At 48.7% G+C, this 17,014-nt stretch carries 13 protein-coding genes and 1 pseudogene; 5 read left to right on the top strand and 9 right to left on the bottom strand.

Translation table 11 applies throughout. The features are described 5' to 3' along the window. Nucleotides 1-29 precede the first annotated feature (29 nt). A complete protein-coding gene (locus PGS38_RS05495) occupies nt 30-2,282 on the bottom strand; it encodes a glycoside hydrolase family 3 C-terminal domain-containing protein (protein WP_117802661.1) in 2,253 nt (750 codons plus the stop codon). A 35-nt stretch (nt 2,283-2,317) separates the two neighbouring features. Next, on the bottom strand, nt 2,318-3,409 hold the full coding sequence (locus PGS38_RS05490; RefSeq protein WP_055267525.1) for an alpha/beta hydrolase: 1,092 nt from the start codon (nt 3,407-3,409) through the stop codon (nt 2,318-2,320). Nucleotides 3,410-3,623: 214 nt separating this feature from the next. On the opposite strand from PGS38_RS05490, the gene PGS38_RS05485 reads away from it, so the two are divergent. Then, complete coding sequence (locus tag PGS38_RS05485; protein WP_158565064.1) at nt 3,624-4,661, top strand: AraC family transcriptional regulator; 1,038 nt, start codon at nt 3,624-3,626, stop codon at nt 4,659-4,661. Nucleotides 4,662-4,669: 8 nt separating this feature from the next. Here PGS38_RS05485 and rhaD read toward each other — a convergent pair. From rhaD to PGS38_RS05450, 7 genes and pseudogenes are all read right to left on the bottom strand, one after another. After that, nucleotides 4,670-5,212 (bottom strand): annotated as a pseudogene (gene rhaD, locus PGS38_RS05480) (rhamnulose-1-phosphate aldolase); the annotation flags it as partial. 90 nt (nt 5,213-5,302) lie between these two features. Continuing rightward, nucleotides 5,303-5,539: a hypothetical protein gene (locus tag PGS38_RS05475; RefSeq protein ID WP_118700810.1), complete on the bottom strand. Its 237-nt coding sequence runs from the start codon at nt 5,537-5,539 to the stop codon at nt 5,303-5,305. A 414-nt stretch (nt 5,540-5,953) separates the two neighbouring features. Continuing rightward, a complete protein-coding gene (locus PGS38_RS05470) occupies nt 5,954-6,217 on the bottom strand; it encodes a hypothetical protein (RefSeq protein WP_055267519.1) in 264 nt (87 codons plus the stop codon). A gap of 429 nt (nt 6,218-6,646) precedes the next feature. Next, nucleotides 6,647-6,940, bottom strand: coding sequence for a ParB N-terminal domain-containing protein (locus tag PGS38_RS05465; RefSeq protein WP_055267517.1), 294 nt, complete (start codon nt 6,938-6,940; stop codon nt 6,647-6,649). A 396-nt stretch (nt 6,941-7,336) separates the two neighbouring features. Next, entirely contained in the window at nt 7,337-8,725 is a 1,389-nt protein-coding gene (gene rlmD, locus PGS38_RS05460; RefSeq protein WP_118640372.1) for a 23S rRNA (uracil(1939)-C(5))-methyltransferase RlmD, read from the bottom strand. Further along, the gene (locus tag PGS38_RS05455; protein WP_118640379.1) at nt 8,722-9,672 is read right to left on the bottom strand and encodes a 3'-5' exoribonuclease YhaM family protein; all 951 of its coding nucleotides are present in this window, start codon (nt 9,670-9,672) and stop codon (nt 8,722-8,724) included. The genes rlmD and PGS38_RS05455 overlap by 4 nt, the downstream gene beginning before the upstream one ends. Nucleotides 9,673-9,909: 237 nt before the next feature. Then, nucleotides 9,910-11,364 carry a S1C family serine protease gene (locus PGS38_RS05450; protein ID WP_270476010.1) on the bottom strand — a complete coding sequence of 485 codons (1,455 nt, stop codon included), beginning with the start codon at nt 11,362-11,364 and terminating at the stop codon, nt 9,910-9,912. 501 nt (nt 11,365-11,865) lie between these two features. Here PGS38_RS05450 and PGS38_RS05445 point away from each other — a divergent pair. The 4 genes from PGS38_RS05445 to PGS38_RS05430 all read left to right on the top strand — a co-directional run bounded on the left by PGS38_RS05445 (nt 11,866) and on the right by PGS38_RS05430 (nt 16,993). Beyond that, nucleotides 11,866-14,241, top strand: coding sequence for an endonuclease MutS2 (locus PGS38_RS05445; protein WP_119188508.1), 2,376 nt, complete (start codon nt 11,866-11,868; stop codon nt 14,239-14,241). A 74-nt stretch (nt 14,242-14,315) separates the two neighbouring features. Then, the gene (locus PGS38_RS05440; protein ID WP_022461607.1) at nt 14,316-15,020 is read left to right on the top strand and encodes a response regulator transcription factor; all 705 of its coding nucleotides are present in this window, start codon (nt 14,316-14,318) and stop codon (nt 15,018-15,020) included. After that, nucleotides 15,020-16,438, top strand: coding sequence for a sensor histidine kinase (locus PGS38_RS05435; protein ID WP_022461606.1), 1,419 nt, complete (start codon nt 15,020-15,022; stop codon nt 16,436-16,438). Before PGS38_RS05440 ends, PGS38_RS05435 begins: the two co-directional genes overlap by 1 nt. Before the next feature lie 63 nt (nt 16,439-16,501). Beyond that, nucleotides 16,502-16,993 carry a CinA family protein gene (locus PGS38_RS05430; protein ID WP_022461605.1) on the top strand — a complete coding sequence of 164 codons (492 nt, stop codon included), beginning with the start codon at nt 16,502-16,504 and terminating at the stop codon, nt 16,991-16,993. Nucleotides 16,994-17,014: the final 21 nt, after the last annotated feature.

The raw sequence follows: 17,014 nt of genomic DNA, 5'->3' as shown, positions 1-17,014 counted from the left end.
ATCCAATAATAAGCCAACCGTTCCTCCCACTACTGACACAGAGCATTTAACTCCACGATCATCTGCTCGATCGCTTCGCCCGGAATAACGCTTAAAAATGATTTCAGCGGCATCTGCGCAATAATTTCCGGAGTCACAAGCTGTACCTCCCCATCTTCTTTCTTAGGTTCTTCTCCCTGTGATATCCCCTCAAGATACTCCATCATTTTCCCTGCTGTCTTCGGGTGGTTCATCAATTCCCCCATTGTAGTGGTCATATCCACAGTGAACGGCAGCAGCACATCAGTAGTAAATGTAAGTTCTGCAGCCTCTCTGATCTCATCGCTGGCATGCCCGATCTGGATCTCATATGTACCTGACGGAGTGTACCAGTCGTGAATCTTTGTCTCGTAGTAAGCAAAATCTCTCGCGCAAAGTTCCATTGTAACCGTCTTCTTCTCACCCGGATTCAGAAATACTTTCGCAAACCCTTTTAGTTCTTTCACTGCTCTTGGCACCGTGCTGTCCTTGTCACTGACATAGAGTTGAACCACTTCACTTCCTGCCCTCTTCCCTGTATTCTCCACATCAATGCTCACCTTCAGAATATCTCCATCTTTCATTTCCGCAGAAGAGAGTTTCATATTGCTGTAGCTGAATTCCGTATATGACAGTCCATGGCCGAATGCCCAGCGCACCGGTACTTTCTTCGCATCATAGTAACGGTATCCGACAAAGATATCTTCTCCATAGAGAACAGTCCTGCCGTCTCCAGGGAAATTCAGGTAACTCGGGTTGTCTTCCAGACGATATGGGAACGTCTCCGCCAGACGTCCTCCTGGATTTGCCTCCCCAAATAACAGCCGGTCGCTGGCCTCCCCAATGCCTTCTCCTCCCAGATACATCTCCAGAATGGCATTTACAGACTCCGCCCATGGAGTTTCTACGGGACTTCCGTTATGAAGAACCACTACCACATTTTTCTGTATCTCAGCCACAGCCTCTATAAGGCGATTCTGACACTTTGGCAGTTCCATGGATGTTCTGTCATATCCTTCCGACTCAAAGCTGTCCGGCAGTCCGGCAAAGATTACAACTACATCTGCGCCCGCTGCCGCTTCACACGCCTGTTTCAGATCCTCTTCTGTCATCTCGTCACGCTCTGACGAGAAGCCTTTCACGTACTCCACTGCCCTGCCTTTTCTCACCGCAGTTTCCAGAGCCGACACTACGCTGTCCGTATTGATGTGACTCGATCCCCCGCCCTGGTATCGCGGTTTCTTTGCAAATTCCCCGATATAGACTACTTTCTGTTCTTTTTTCAGCGGCAGCACTCCCCTGTTTTCCAGAAGTACGGCGCACTCTGTTTCGATATCTGCCGCTGCTTTGTGATCCTTTTCCCTGTCAAATACAGTCTCCGCTTTCCTGTTATCTGTGTAGGAGAAGACTACTTTCAGTATGCGTTCCACCGTTCTGTCAAGAATTTCTTCCTCCAGTTCTCCATTCTCCACTGCCTGAATAATCTTTCTTGTATTATATCCTCCTGATCCCGGCATCTCCAAGTCAAGACCGGCTTTCAGTCCTTTCACCCGGTCATTTACAGCTCCCCAGTCACTGACCACATATCCTTCAAATCCCCACTCATCCCGCAGGATATCTGTCAGAAGCTTCTTATTCTCTGAAGAAAATACTCCGTTGATCTTATTGTAGCTGCACATCACAGTCTTTGGCTGCGCTTTCTTCACCGCCTCCTCAAAAGCCGGCAGATAAATTTCCCGGAAAGCCCGTTCCGATACTTCCGACGATATCTGCATACGGTCTGTTTCCTGATTATTCGCGGCGAAGTGTTTCATACTGGTTCCGATGCCTTTCGACTGTACGCCCCGGATATATGCTGACGCCATCTTTCCTGTCAGATATGGATCTTCGGACATATATTCAAAATTCCTTCCGCAGAGAGGACTGCGTTTGATATTAACTGCAGGGCCGAGGAGCATGCCCACGTTCTCAGCCTGACACTCGTCCCCAAGGATCTGTCCCATACATTCCATCAGTTCCACGTCAAAGCTGGATGCCGTGGCGCAGGCTGCCGGAAAGCAGACTGCATTCACACTTTTATTCAGGCCGAGATGATCTGCCGCGCCTTCCTGTTTGCGCAAGCCGTGCGGGCCGTCTGTCATCATAACGGAAGGAATCCCTAACCTTTCGATTCCCATCGTGTTCCAGAAATCCGCTCCCGAACATAGTCCTGCTTTTTCCTCCAGTGTCATCTGTCTGATCAATTCTTTCAGGTTTCTGCTCATTATGAAATCCTCCTTAAATAAATTCTTATCTGTTCCTATCTGTGGGCTTCCCAGAAGATGACTGCTTCCTGAAGCCAGTTTTTCACTTTTGTTTCATTTCCTATTCCAAATCCATGTCCCAGTCCGTCAACGATTCTGACCGACACATTTTCTTTGCCCAGTACCTTCTCTAATTCCGGCAGTTTATCTTCCACATTTGCAAAACCGAACTCATCATCCCGCCCTACGATAGAAAATACCGCCAGTCCCTTGTCCTCCTGCAAAGCTTTGATATTCCAGTCCAGACCATACATAGGGAAGATCACCTTCGGTCTTGGCAGATGATTCTTGTGGCAGCAGTCCTCATAATTGGCAAATGAATACGCCGTGGTCATAAGTCCTCCTGCTGAAAAACCAAAGATGGCATAATCATCCATGTTTACAGAAAACTGTTTTTGATGCTCCGTCAGATATCGAATCACTTGTGTCAGTTCCCTCGCGGCAGCCTGTCCCTGCTTTACCTGTTCTGTCTCACCCAGCTGTCTGCCGACCGGATAACTTACGACGAAAACAGAATATCCCATTTTATGCAGCTTCATCGCCACAGGATACCCCTCGCAATCAGTTACATTACTGATAAATCCGCCTCCCGGAACTACAATGGCAAGTGGTTTTCCCTGTTGTCCCTGATAAAACATTCCCGTCAGATGTGACCTGTACGGATGACCCTTCACTGCTTCCGCAGGATACAGATCCGACACCAGCCTTGCCTGACCTTTCTCAACAAGTCCGGTTAGATAATTGAAAGATTCCAAGGCTGCATCCAATTGTTCCTCACGGCCCGGCGCCTTTAAAAAATCCTTATACTTTACAGGCGCAATAGCTTTCAGCACGTTGTCCTCCACATTGAAAAACATATGTTTAAAACCGCCGAATACCGGATGCTGCATGAAAAATCCAACTTTGTCCTCCCCCGTTCCCGGACGGAAATGTCCGTTTTCATCGTAATAGCTGCTTTCCTTTATTTTTGGAAATCCGCAGATGCCAAGAAGTGCCGGCAAAAACATGGCACTTTTTTTATAGACATATAATGTCGCACCGATTACAAATAATAAAACAATCACCACTACTGCAAAAAATATCTTCATCCTAACCTATGCCTCCTTTTCTTACTGACATCTTACTTTATACAGACTAAAATTACATCAACGAAACATAAGTGATTTACCGACCAAACTTAATAAATATCCGAGATTACTCTGTACACCTTTGCCCCCAATATGGTATATTTTAGACAGGTTAAATAAACTGCTGATGACTATAATCACAGTTCATTCATATCTCGAAAAGGAGAGATTATATATGATGACATTATCTGCATTGAATCAATTTCTGAAGCAGCACACTACCGAAGAAACCCAGCGTCTGAATGGTGTAAAGAAAGATTATTCACAATTTCCTGTTGCCAGAGGTAAGTTTGATACACCCTGTTACCGTTTTGATACGAACCTTGAAGATCTGCGTTCTTTATTTCTTTCAAAGAAAGTGCTTCCGAGTTATTACAACTTCGCTGTTGTAAAACAGGATCGTTTTGAAAACGTACCTCTGCATATCCATGAGTGGCTGGAGTTGAGTTATATTTATTCTGGTTCCTGCACAATGACGATAAATAAGACTACATTCAGGCTAAAAGCCGGGCAGATGGTTCTGATCAGCCAGAATGCACCTCATTCTGTCAAAAGATGTTCAGAAAATGATATTATCATCAATTTTCTGCTGACGCGCGAATATCTGAACGGTACTTTTTTTGAACGCCTGTCTCAGGATAATTACCTTACACACTTTTTCATTGAGGCTCTGAACACCACGATGCAGGAAAGCATGTATATTGTCTTTTCCCCGGAACAAAAACAAAACCGGCTGGCAGATCTTGCCAACCAGTTTCTCTGTGAATTTTATTCTCCGTCCGTAACATCCGGACCTTTTTTAGACAGTCTTTTTACGCTGATTACCTGCGAGATGATCAATCTGTTCCAGCACGGTATGGTTCTAGATCACGCCTCTGTGGATCAGATTTATACCATACTCCGATATATCGAAACAAACTTTGCGGACTGTACCCTTTCTTCTACAGCTGAGTTTTTTAATATGCACCCAAACTATCTCTCTGCCTACATACGCCAGCATACCGGAACCACTTACAAAGAGCTGGTCCAGACACACCGGCTCTCTCAGGCGGCAAAATTGTTAAGGAGCACCGCACTTTCCACAAATGATATCAGCCTTGCCGTCGGATATCAGAATACCAGCTTTTTCTTTCAGCTGTTCCGCAAGAAATACGGATGTACGCCTATGGAATATCGAAACATGCTTCATGCTTCTGATACGCCAAATATGTGATATGTACATTATTTGCCATATAGAAACTTTTCCGGTAAAGTTACTTTAAAATCTTTCGCCAAATCTCTGAAATTCTGAGGTGAGATTGTCTGTCTTTTATCCGGTCTCATGGACAGCATCTTTACAAGGATTTCCGCGGATTTCTCTACGGTGTGCATTAATCCGAATGTAAGATCAAAGTCTTCCCCTGAGCAGAACATGCCGTGATGCGCCCAGATTGCCACATCATATTCTTTCATCAGGGCACTTGTCGCCACTGCGATCTCACGGCCGCCCGGCACCATCCATCCTACTACACCGATTCCGGAAGGAAATACAACCGGGCACTCGGTCGCCATCTCCCAGAGTTCTCTAGTAAATACTTTATCCTCCAACGGCAGTACAAATGTCAGTGCGATCACATTCGTGGTATGTGCATGATAAACATTGGTAACGCCTTTTTTCACTTCATGGTTCATCAGGTGACTCGGCAGCTCACTGGTCGGTCTGCCTCCGTTTACCAGACCCCAAAGGATGCGGTAATTCTCTCCTTTTTCATCCAATTCGATGATATTTTGCATAGACTACCACTTCGAAGATGCAAAATTGTCACTATGTAGTTACACAGATGCTATCAGATTCACTAATAGCATCGCCTTACTTTATCGCCCTCTATTCCTGCTAATCGGAATTACGTCCCCAAAATACTTACTATCCTTCACCGCTACAAGTTCCACCTCAACACACTTCTGCTGCCATTCCTTACAAGCCTCTTCATACCTTTGCCTCTCCTCACGAACCATGAATAGCTCGGTATAAAACTCCGAAGCATTTGCATAGTCTGCATCCTGAAGCACATTTGAAAGCTCTGATTTCATCCTCCCTGCTTTTCTATCCAATACAGCAATCTGCTCCTGCAACTCTTTCTTTCACTTCTAATGCCAATGTGAGTGGACATATAGGTGTCCGTTTACGAACCCACCGCCGTATCCGGCGTGATAGCCCCCTGCAAGGGCGAAATACACAGAGTACAAAACGAAGTTTTGTGCGATGGGTGTATTTCGCTCTGCGAGGCTTAGCCCTCGCATAAATGCACGAGGGCTGGTTAAAAAATCTATCCTCAGCGCAAAAAGGAAAAAGCCACATACCTTCGCAAAGATACATGGCTTCAATTACGCTGATAACTGTATTTAATTGGCTACAATTCGTGCCGTATCCGGCACCACTTTTTTCTTCTAAAATTGAGGCTACAATTCCTTCCATAAATGATGCCATAACACTTCCATTTATAAATGTTTTGTAGCCTTCTGCTGTCATTCCCCGCAAAAACTGAAATCCAGCAACTCATTGATATCAGGATCCATCTGATACTTCTTCACATCCTCCTCTGTGTAATCCATATTCCCAGAAGCACCCTTATCGTCAGGCACAGGTTGTTCCTGTCCAACCGCCTGAATAGGCATTTCTGTATGCCCTGATGATTGCATAAGCGCTGAGTTCTTTGCGGTGGTGATATCATATCCAAGAAATCTTGCTTTATCTTGACTATGTGTTATCTTGGTCTTTTTTTCGGACATCTCAAGATGCAGAGTATCCTCGAGAAATACTCTGAATTTTTCCTTGATTTCAGATGCATCCTCAAATGAACCTATGGCTAGCTTGCATTGATTATCACGCAGATTGCAGACAGCAAAATACTAATCTGCCAATACATCACCGTAACATCTTCCCTTCGGTGCGGAGATGGTTAGCTCTAGCCTCTGACTTTCCTTCAAGCAGTTTAGCTTTCATCCTCATATAGTACCTTTCACCTCGACACTCAGTCGCAACTTGGAAGCTTTGTTGACTTGTGCCTTTACAAACGTGCTGTTGTCCCCTTTATGTTTCCATTCAAGGTTAGTTGTTGGCGATAAGACTGTGTTCTTCACACTTGATAATTTTTCTTATTGTTTTCTCAAAACAAAATCATAATGACCCACGTCGCTTGGGTGTCCACCCCAAACGCCTTACGGGCGCACAGAATCTACCATCGCCACTATCGCCTGATCATCATCCAATTCTCTTATAACTGCCGGAACCTCCGCAAGACCAGCCCAGCCGGCATCTGCCTTTCGTCTGTGTCCTGCAATCACTTCATAACCTTCTCCGTCAGGATTCGGTCTTACAAGCAAAGGTACAATCACACCCTCATCTTCAATACTTTTCATAAGGGCACACAGCTCTATGTCCTGCTGCACATGAAAAGGATGGTTCTTAAAGTCCTTTAACTCGCTTATTCTGATACTCTTTATCTCTTCCATTACAACCTCCGTTCTTCCGGTAGAATAACTTCTACTCAGTTACGTCAATGTTATCTGCAAACAGAAAAAGACCGCTCATCTCCAATTACTTGAAAATGAACGGTCTTTCACGCTTCGTATTCTATTGAATAACTTCAAAATATTAATTGTACTTTTATGTGTTTCCACACCCCACATCCAATACGACTGAGACATTCACACCGTCTGAAATTGCTTTTTTGTAGGTTTTTCTATCACTCTGTGAGAACATCATATGTCGCTCAAAGTGCCGGAAGTCGAGAAGTTTTACAAACTTCCCGACTCGCGGGCAGTCGTCGAATTCCGCATAAACACTGGCTTTACAGCCAGTTATTTCTTCGGAACTCTCCTCGTTGCCTTCGCGCAAATCAAGGATTCTTACATATCGACCCGATGTAGTGCAACCACGCACTCCACATGGCACGTCATCGGGAATTGGTCAACCCCTCGGACTTTCTTTACTTCATACCCCAGCTCCCCAAGCACCTTCACATCTCGTGCCAGCGTTGCGGAATCGCAGGATACATACACGATGCGGTCCGGCTGCATGCTGGCCATGGTGTGGAGGAGGTTTTCTTCGCAGCCTTTTCTCGGCGGATCGACGACGATGACGTCCGCGTGGGCGTGTTCGCCCGGGTGGTCTTTGGCGTACTGTTCGTAGTAGGCCGGAAGAATCTCTTCCGATTTTCCAACGAAAAATTCAGCGTTTTCGATCTCGTTAATTTTCGCATTGTTCTTCGCATCCGCGATTGCCTCCGGGACGATTTCGACGCCGTAGACTTTTTTGGCTTTCTGCGCGAGGAACAGGGAAATCGTTCCGATGCCGCAGTAGAGATCCCAGACCGTCTCATTTCCAGTGAGGCCTGCGTATTCCAGGGCAAGGCCGTACAGCTTTTCCGTCTGCGCCGGGTTGACCTGGTAGAAGGACAGCGGGGAGATCCGATATTTTACGTTTCCAATATAGTCGGTGATATACCCCTGTCCCCACAGGCAGCGGATTTCTTTTCCCATGATCACATTGGTCCGCTCACGGTTTGCGCTTAGGGTAATGCTTGTCATGCCTTCGAGTTCTGTCAGCGATTTGATGAGTTTCTCCTCGGCCGGCAGTTTCTTTCCGTTCACAACGAGACAAACCATAATCTCTTTCGTCATAAATCCAAACCGGATCAGCACATGGCGCACCAGGCCTTTGCCGGTCTCCTCGTTGTATGCCGGAACGCCGTTCTCCTCCATCCAGGCAAGAATGCGGTTCAGAATCTCCTCGTTCTGCTCCACGCCGAGATAACAGTTCCGGTTTTCCATGATCTGATGCGTTCTTCCCGCATAAAATCCCGTAATCAGCTTTCCATTTCTATCCTGCCCGATCGGAAACTGGGCTTTGTTTCGATAGCGGAACGGATTTTCCATCCCCACGATCGGCTCCATCGGGATCTCCGCCATGCCGCCGATGCGCTGGAGATTTCCGGCGATTTTCTTCTCCTTAAAGCGAAGCTGCTCCGCATAGTCGAGCATCTGCAACTGGCATCCGCCGCACGGACGTGCAACCGGGCAGACCGGCTCGACACGGTGTGCGGACGGCTCGATCAGGCGCATCAGGCGCGCGTAGCCGTAATTTTTCTTTGCTTTGATCACTTTTACCTCGGCAAGATCGCCGATGACGGTGTCCTTGACAAAGAGGGTATAGCCCTCGCATTTGCCTATACCCTCTCCGTCGTGTCCCATATCTTCAATTTTCACCGTCAGTACATCATTTTTCTGATAGCTCATGAAAAGTCTCCTGTTCTGCAGATGTTGGACTCAAAAAACCGGTTGTAGCCAAGCCACTCATTGCCGGCCGGCGCTGCGTCAAACAGCTCGGTCAGGGTTTCCATTTTGGCATCGGCATTGTCCGCCAGGTTCAGCGCTACCGCCTCCACCATTGCCGGTTTTTTCGGGGAACCGTATTCCAGCTCGCCGTGGTGCGCCAGAATGCAGTGCTTTAACTGATTCTCGAGTTCCTGTGGGAAACCGTCGATCTTCTGCGCCGCATCGTGTACCATCTCCGCACCGATCATGATGTGGCCGAGCAGCTGTCCGTCATTGGTGTAATCGTTCTGCGGGAATAAGGAGAGTTCTTTCGTCTTTCCGATATCGTGCAGAATCGCTGCCGTAATCAGCAGATCGCGGTTCAGAATCGGATACGATTTTACCATAAAATCGCAGAAACGGGTGACACTTAACGTATGCTCTAAAAGGCCGCCGACGAATCCGTGATGCACGCTTTTTGCTGCAGAGCTCATGCGGAACCGTTTTGCGGTCTCCTGATCCTGGATAAAATAATACGTCAGCAGTCCGGAGAGATACTGATTTTTCACCGTTCCGATCCAGGAGAGCAGCTCCTGATACATCGTATTGATGTCGTAACGGCTCGTCGGCAGATAGTCCGCCGGATTATATTCGCCCTCTTCCGCTTTTCTTGCATTTTTAATGGAAACCTGAAGTGCTCCATTGAAACTGGAAACATCTCCCATAATATCTACATAATCTAGTGCTTCAAATTCACGGATTCCCATAGAATTCGGATCCCAGATTTTCGCATCGATCGTACCGGTTTTATCCTGTAAGATCACGTTTTCGTACTGTTTTCCGTTTTTGGTAACAGCCGACTGTTTATGTTTGCAGAGATAAATTCCGGAAATGCGGTTTCCTTCCCGGAGTTCGTTGATATACTTCATAAAAATAAATCCTCTTTTTCTAAAATAAATGCGGACACAGTGTTCCGTTTTTGTTTCTATGATGCCGTTTTTATGATGCAAAGCCTGTGCTCCTGCATGCCTTACCAATTCTACCAGATTTTCCTGCAGAATGCACGTATTTTTTCATCCGCCAGTGGAAAACCATTCGAAAAGAAAAGCTTCCGGAAGCCCCACCGGCTAAAACCGGCTTTTTCTGCTCCCGAAAGCCTCTGTTTTTTATACTTCCCCCATCGTCACATCAAACGTCATCTCCGCATACCCTTCGGCGCCTTTCCGCATCGCCGTCACGGTAACCACGTCTCCTGTGCTGTATTTGCCAAGCTGTTCATGGTACTGTTTGATCGTCTCAACCTTGTGCTCCCCGAGCTTTACAATCACATCGTACTCTTTCATGCCTGCCATCATCGCCGGAGAATTGTCTGCGACGCGGCTGATGAGAACGCCTTTTGGAATGCCGGTTTTATCGGAAAGTTCTTCTGTGACATCCTGTCCGCGGATGCCGATATACGCGCGGCTCACGTTGTTGGAAAGATTTTCGATCAGCTTTTTGATCTGGGAAATCGCAATGCCCGTCACCACGTTGTTTCCCTTGGCACTGTAACTCTGCGCAATAATGCCGACGATTTCGCCGTCAAGATTTACCAGAATGCCGCTGCCGTCCGTGCTGCCGAGGATGTCGGTGGTCAGCAGATTGTACTCATTGTCCAGCGCGGAAATCTTGTTCGTAACCGAAGTCACCACACCATACGCAATCGAATTGCTGTAGCCGACCGGGCTTCCGACAGCCACGACCGGGTCACCCTGGCTGACGAGATACGAACTGCCGAGCGGCGCAACCGCAAGACCGTCCCGTGTTTCCTCATCCAGCTTCGATTCATCCACCTTCACAATCGTAAGGCCGGTGCTCGGATCGTGGCGCTGGTATGTGGCATCCACCATCGTCTCGTCCCAGAAGGTGACCTGAATCCGCTCCACATTTTCCACGATGCGGTATTCCGTCAGAATAAAGAGATCCTGCCCGTTGTCCGCAACAATCAGACCGGAAATCTGCTGCTGGTTTTCATAGTTCTGGTTAAAATAGTCCATCTGATTGGTAATGCCGATGACGGTAACCAGCGCTCGTTTTGGTTTTTCCGTTACTTCCAGCATATCCTGGTAGAGCGCTTCATAATTTTTCAGGCTGCTGTCCTTTTCCTCCGCATCCGTTTCCCCATCGACACTGGAAACCTCGCTGCCCTCCTCCGGCTCTTCGGAAGTGCTGCTTTCCGTTCCCTCTGCCGCTCCATTCTCCTCTGTGCTTTCGGAAACCGTACTTTCGGATACACTGCTTTCTGAAGTACTGCTATCCACTGTAGAACTGCTGATTTCCGAACCGGAGCCGCTGCTGTCTACCGACGCACTCGCCGAAGATGCGGTAATTGTCTCATCCGGCTCCTGTCCGCTGTTTGGATCCTCATCTCCCGGGATATCCACTTTCGCCGGCGGCTCTTCCCTGGTAACTGCTTCTGCAATCTTTGGCTCTGTCACCGCAAATACCGCAGCCGCAACCAGACCGCCAAGCGCCGCAAGTGCCAGCCATCCGGCAATCAGAAGAACAATCTTTTTCCAGTCGGGCGGCTGCTTTTTGATGCTCTCTTTCATGAATTTGTAAGGTTTTGGGTCATTTTCCATACATTTCTTTCTCCATACATCTGTATTCCATACCGAACTGCTCTGCGCATATGCGCTTCCGCAATCTTCACATATATAAAAAACTTTACCAGATAGATATGAACATTTTATGAAGACTGTTACATTTTTTTCTCATTTGCGCAACATCCTGCATTTTCTCGTTCTTGGGGTTTCTTTCTTTTCTTTTTTAAGGTATAATTGGGGGAGTGGAAAAACCTGTGACCCACATTCCACTTCCGGTCTGTACTTCCCGTGCAGATATATAATCAGATCGCTACTGTTCACTCAGCAGTGAAACACTTGCTGTTTCGCTGCGTAAGAAAGTGATTCAGGTGTGAGCAGCCCTCCTTTTGCGAAACAAAACTTTAAATGAGGGCTGCGAATGTTACAGTTTGCAGGGTACCTGTGAACTGTAACATCAGATCCGTGCGGTATTGCATCAAAAATACCGCGTTATCTGTAGACAATGACTGAATTATGAATTACGAAAAGGTAAGTATTATGAATCAGAAAGCATTAAAAACGCTCGAATACGACAAAATTATCGAACAACTGGCTTCGTATGCCAGTTCTCCGCTGGGCCGGAAGAAATGTCTGGAGCTCGTTCCTTCTTCTTCCCTCTCCCAGATTACGCGGATGCAGCACGAGACACACGACGCGCTCACCCGGCTCTTTAAAAAAGGCCACATTTCCTTTGGTGATGCCAAAGATATCCGCGGCGCATTAAAGCGTCTCGAAATCGGCAGCTCCATGAACATCACGGAGCTTCTGCAGACCGCCGCACTTCTGGAAAACACGGCACGCGTCAAAGCGTACGGCCGCCGCGAAAATGCGGACCAGACGCCGGACAGCCTCGAAGATCTCTTCGAAACACTGGAGCCTCTGACGCTGCTTTCCACGGAAATCCGCCGCTGTATTCTCTCCGAGGATGAAATCAGCGATGATGCAAGCCCGAATCTACGCCGCATCCGTCGTTCCATCAAATCGTGTGAGGAAAAAATCCACAGCCAGTTAATCTCGCTCGTCAACGGTTCCTACCGCACGTATCTGCAGGATGCCGTCATCACGATGCGCGACGGCCGCTACTGTATCCCGATCAAATCCGAGTACAAAGGCCAGGTTCCTGGCATGGTACATGACCAGTCCTCGACCGGTTCCACCTTCTTTGTCGAGCCGATGGCCGTTGTCAAACTGAACAACGATATCCGTGAGCTGGAAATTGAAGAAGCAAAAGAAATCGAGGTCATCCTCTCTACGTTGAGTGCCCAGGCAGACCTGCACCGCGATGAGATCCGTTACGACCTCGAAAACATGGTAGAGCTTGACTTCATCTTCGCGCGCGCCGCTCTTGCAATGGAGCAGAACGCCAATGAGCCGATCTTCAACACCGAAGGTAAAATCCACCTGCGCAAGGCACGCCACCCGCTGATCAATGCGAAAAAAGTCGTTCCGATTGATCTGTCGCTCGGCGAAGATTTCGACCTTCTGATCGTCACAGGACCGAATACCGGCGGTAAAACGGTTTCCTTAAAGACGGTCGGACTCTTAACACTGATGGGCCAGTCCGGACTTCACATTCCGGCACTCGACCGCTCCTCCCTTTCCGTTTTCGACGAGGTTTACGCCGATATCGGTGATGAGCAGAGCATCGAGCAGTCGTTGAGTACCTTCTCCTCCCACATGACGAATGTGGTTTCCTTCCTCGACAAGGCAGACCGCAATTCCCTCGTCCTGTTCGATGAGCTCGGCGCCGGTACCGACCCGACAGAGGGCGCGGCGCTTGCCATCGCGATCCTCTCTACGCTCCACGAGCGCGGCATCCGCACCATGGCAACGACACACTACAGTGAACTGAAAATCTATGCCTTATCCACACCGGGCGTGGAGAATGCCTGCTGTGAATTCGATGTCGAGACTTTAAGCCCGACATACCGTCTGCTCGTCGGCGTTCCTGGAAAGAGTAATGCGTTTGCGATTTCCAGCAAACTCGGCCTGCCGGACTACATCATCAACAAGGCAAAAGACGAAATCAGCGAGCAGGATGAATCGTTTGAGGACGTTCTGACCACTCTCGAGCAGAACCGGATCACGCTGGAACGCGAAAAAGAAGAGCTTGCCTGCACCCGCGCGGAAGTCGAATCCCTGAAGCAGAGCCTTGCCAAGAATCAGGAACAGATCGACGCAAGAAAAGAAAAGATGATCTCCAATGCAACCGAGGAGGCACAGAGAATTCTCCGCGAGGCGAAGGAATACGCCGACCAGACGATGCGCGATTTCCAGAAATTTGGAAAAGAGAATGTTTCCGTCCGCGAAATGGAGCAGAAACGTACCGCTCTGCGTGAAAAAATGAACAAGCTCGATAAGAAAAAGGCGAAGGAAGTGCCGAAGCGCACCGGAAATCTCCGCCCGCAGGATCTTCATCTCGGCGATGCCGTCAAAGTCTTAAGCATGAATCTCAAAGGTACTGTCAGCACCCGCCCGGATTCAAAGGGAAATCTCTTCGTCCAGATGGGTATCATGCGGACCAAAGTGCATATCTCCGACCTTGTGCTGATCGACGAGGCTGTCATCACCGGCCCGTCCATCTCCCGCACAAGCAGCGGAAAATCGAAGCTTTCCAAGGCTGCCACGATTTCTACCGAGATCAATCTGCTCGGAAAAACGGTGGATGAAGCGGTTGCCGAACTCGACAAATATCTCGATGACGCTTATCTCTCCCATCTGCCGAGTGTCCGCGTTGTCCACGGAAAAGGAACGGGCGCACTGCGGAAAGGCATTCACAATTATCTGCGCCGCCAGAAACACGTAGCGGACTTCCATTTAGCGGAATTCGGCGAGGGCGATGCCGGCGTTACGATTGTTACGTTTAAGAAATAAAAACTCAGGAAAATATGGGACGGAACGCATACTGTATGCGGTTCCGTCCTGTCCCCAGTGAAGGAGAATCTTTTATGGCTTCCAAACAGAAAATTCTGATTGTCGATGACGATAACAATATCGCAGAACTGATTTCTCTCTATCTGACCAAGGAATGCTATGACACAAAAATTGTAAACGATGGAGAAGAGGCTGTCCGGGAGTTTCACTCCTTCCAGCCGAACCTGATTCTGCTCGACCTGATGCTGCCCGGCATGGACGGCTACCAGGTCTGCCGCGAAATCCGGCACGATTCCGATGTTCCGATCATCATGCTCTCGGCAAAGGGCGAGGTGTTCGACAAAGTCCTCGGCCTGGAACTCGGCGCGGATGACTACATCATCAAACCATTTGATTCCAAGGAGCTCGTTGCCCGTGTGAAAGCAGTGCTGCGGAGATTTCAGCCATCACGCACGATCCCGGTGTCCGCGACCGCAGGAAAATGTGTCGAGTACCCGGATCTTATCATCAACCAGACGAACTATTCCGTCATTTACCAGGGCCGCACCGTCGATATGCCGCCGAAGGAACTGGAGCTTCTCTACTTCCTTGCTTCCTCACCAAACCAGGTCTTTACGCGGGAACAGCTCCTCGACCATATCTGGGGCTATGAGTACATCGGCGATACCCGCACGGTAGACGTTCATATCAAACGTCTCCGCGAAAAAATCAAGGACCATGCCTCCTGGGCCATCACGACGGTCTGGGGCATCGGTTACAAGTTTGAGGTTAAAAAATAATGCGACGCACGCTTTACCGGAAATTAATTCTCATTTATGTCATTCTCGCCATTGCCGGCTTTACGCTGATCTCAACGGTCGGCTCCCGCATGGTGGAGGACAGTCTGGTCTCCAGCGCGAGCACCAGTCTGTACCGGGAGGCCACGCAGATCGCTTCCAAACAGGGCGACCTTTATTACCACAGTGAGCGTTCCCTGACGGATCTTTACAATTCGCTCAGTGCACTGGCTTCCTATCACAATTCCCAGATCTGGCTCATCAGCGCAGACGGGGAAATTCTGCTGAACACGGCAGCTGCACTCGATGAGGAAAACCCGGAGATCATCGACGGTTTTGATCCAGTTGCGCTCGGCAGCGAGTATTACAGCACGGGAACGTTTTTCGGCTATTTCGAAGACAAGATGCTGAGCGTCATGGTTCCCGTCACCTCCGATTTCCGGATCAATGGCTATGTCGCCATCCACCTTCCGCTGCAGGACGTCTATCAGCAGAGGGAAAGTCTGCTGGCACGGATTGATTTTCTGTTCCTGCTCGTGTTCGGACTCTCGTTTGTGATTCTGATCTTTTTCTCCCTCGTCGTGTACCGGCCGCTGAAAAAGATCATCAACGGTGCAAAGGAGTATGCCTCCGGCAACCTGACCCACAAAATTGATGTTAAATCTCACGATGAGATGGGGTATCTCGCTTCCACGCTGAACTACATGTCCGGCGAGCTGAACAAGACCGGCGAATACCAGCGGAAATTTGTGGCGAACGTCTCTCACGACTTCCGCTCACCGCTGACCTCGATCAAAGGCTACGTGGAGGCAATCCTAGACGGAACGATTCCGCCGGAAATGCAGGAAAAATATCTGAAAATCGTTCTGTTTGAGACAGAACGGCTGCACAAGCTGACGCAGAGCCTGCTGACGCTGAACGACATCGACGATAAAGGGAATATGCTTGATCTGACCTCGTTTGACATCAACGCCGTCATCAAGGATACCGCCGCTTCGTTTGAGGGAACCTGCACAAAAAAGCGGATTTCCATTTCACTGATCCTCGCATCGCGCACCTTATACGTCTGCGCCGATATGGGAAAAATCCAGCAGGTGCTGTACAATCTCATTGATAATGCAATCAAATTCAGCAACAACGATTCCACCATCACAGTTGAGACAACGGAGAAGCACGGTAAAGTCTTCGTCTCCGTCAAGGACACCGGCTGCGGCATTCCAAAGGCAAGCATCACGAAAATCTGGGAGCGCTTCTACAAGCTCGACGCCTCCCGCGGCAAGGACCGCAAAGGAACGGGACTTGGGCTTTCGATCGTCAAAGAGATCATCACTGCGCATAACCAGAATATCAATGTCATCAGTACAGAGGGCGTTGGTACCGAATTTATCTTTACACTCGCCAAAGGCGAAGCACCAAAATAAGCCCCTCCGCCGAGGGGCTTTTTTGCCAGACATATCAAACTAACTCTGGAGGTAATTTTCACTATGAACCCAAACACCATTGATTCCATCATCAAACAGCTCATTGCATCCCACACCACCATTTCCACCATGGAAAGCTGCACTTCCGGTCTGATCGCCTCCCTGATCACCGACACCGAAGGCGCCTCCGCCATTTTCCCCGGCGGCTACGTCACGTATCTGAACGAAACCAAAGTCCTCGTCGGCGTCGACCCTTCCGTCATCGAAATCCACGGCGTCTACTCCCCCGAATGCGCCGAAGCCATGGCCCGCACAGTACAAGAAAACCTGCACACCGCCATCGCCATCGGAATCACCGGCACAACCGGAAATCTCGACCCCAACAACGCTGACAGCGTACAGGGCGTCGTCTACTTCTGTATTTTATACAAAGCCCAAGCCCACACCTTCACCTTCCAGACCAACGTCTCCGGCATGACCCGCCACGAAATCAAACAGCTTTACGCAGAGCAGGTCTTTGCCGAATTGGAAATGATCTTAACTTCTTCCTTATAAAAAGAATGCAGCTCCGTCTAC

Origin of the sequence: Fusicatenibacter saccharivorans, from assembly GCF_027667425.1 — a bacterium.
Classification (GTDB): domain Bacteria; phylum Bacillota; class Clostridia; order Lachnospirales; family Lachnospiraceae; genus Fusicatenibacter; species Fusicatenibacter saccharivorans.
The sequence above is the reverse complement of the archived record's forward strand: the minus strand, read 5'-3'. Positions and strand labels throughout refer to the sequence as shown.

Coding starts and splice junctions, on each gene's coding strand:
- PGS38_RS05495 (WP_117802661.1), bottom strand. CDS start 2,282: ATGAGCAGAAACCTGAAAGAATTGATCAGACAGATGACACTGGAGGAA.
- PGS38_RS05490 (WP_055267525.1), bottom strand. CDS start 3,409: ATGAAGATATTTTTTGCAGTAGTGGTGATTGTTTTATTATTTGTAATC.
- PGS38_RS05485 (WP_158565064.1), top strand. CDS start 3,624: ATGATGACATTATCTGCATTGAATCAATTTCTGAAGCAGCACACTACC.
- PGS38_RS05470 (WP_055267519.1), bottom strand. CDS start 6,217: ATGTCCGAAAAAAAGACCAAGATAACACATAGTCAAGATAAAGCAAGA.
- PGS38_RS05465 (WP_055267517.1), bottom strand. CDS start 6,940: ATGGAAGAGATAAAGAGTATCAGAATAAGCGAGTTAAAGGACTTTAAG.
- rlmD (WP_118640372.1), bottom strand. CDS start 8,725: ATGAGCTATCAGAAAAATGATGTACTGACGGTGAAAATTGAAGATATG.
- PGS38_RS05455 (WP_118640379.1), bottom strand. CDS start 9,672: ATGAAGTATATCAACGAACTCCGGGAAGGAAACCGCATTTCCGGAATT.
- PGS38_RS05450 (WP_270476010.1), bottom strand. CDS start 11,364: ATGGAAAATGACCCAAAACCTTACAAATTCATGAAAGAGAGCATCAAA.
- PGS38_RS05445 (WP_119188508.1), top strand. CDS start 11,866: ATGAATCAGAAAGCATTAAAAACGCTCGAATACGACAAAATTATCGAA.
- PGS38_RS05440 (WP_022461607.1), top strand. CDS start 14,316: ATGGCTTCCAAACAGAAAATTCTGATTGTCGATGACGATAACAATATC.
- PGS38_RS05435 (WP_022461606.1), top strand. CDS start 15,020: ATGCGACGCACGCTTTACCGGAAATTAATTCTCATTTATGTCATTCTC.
- PGS38_RS05430 (WP_022461605.1), top strand. CDS start 16,502: ATGAACCCAAACACCATTGATTCCATCATCAAACAGCTCATTGCATCC.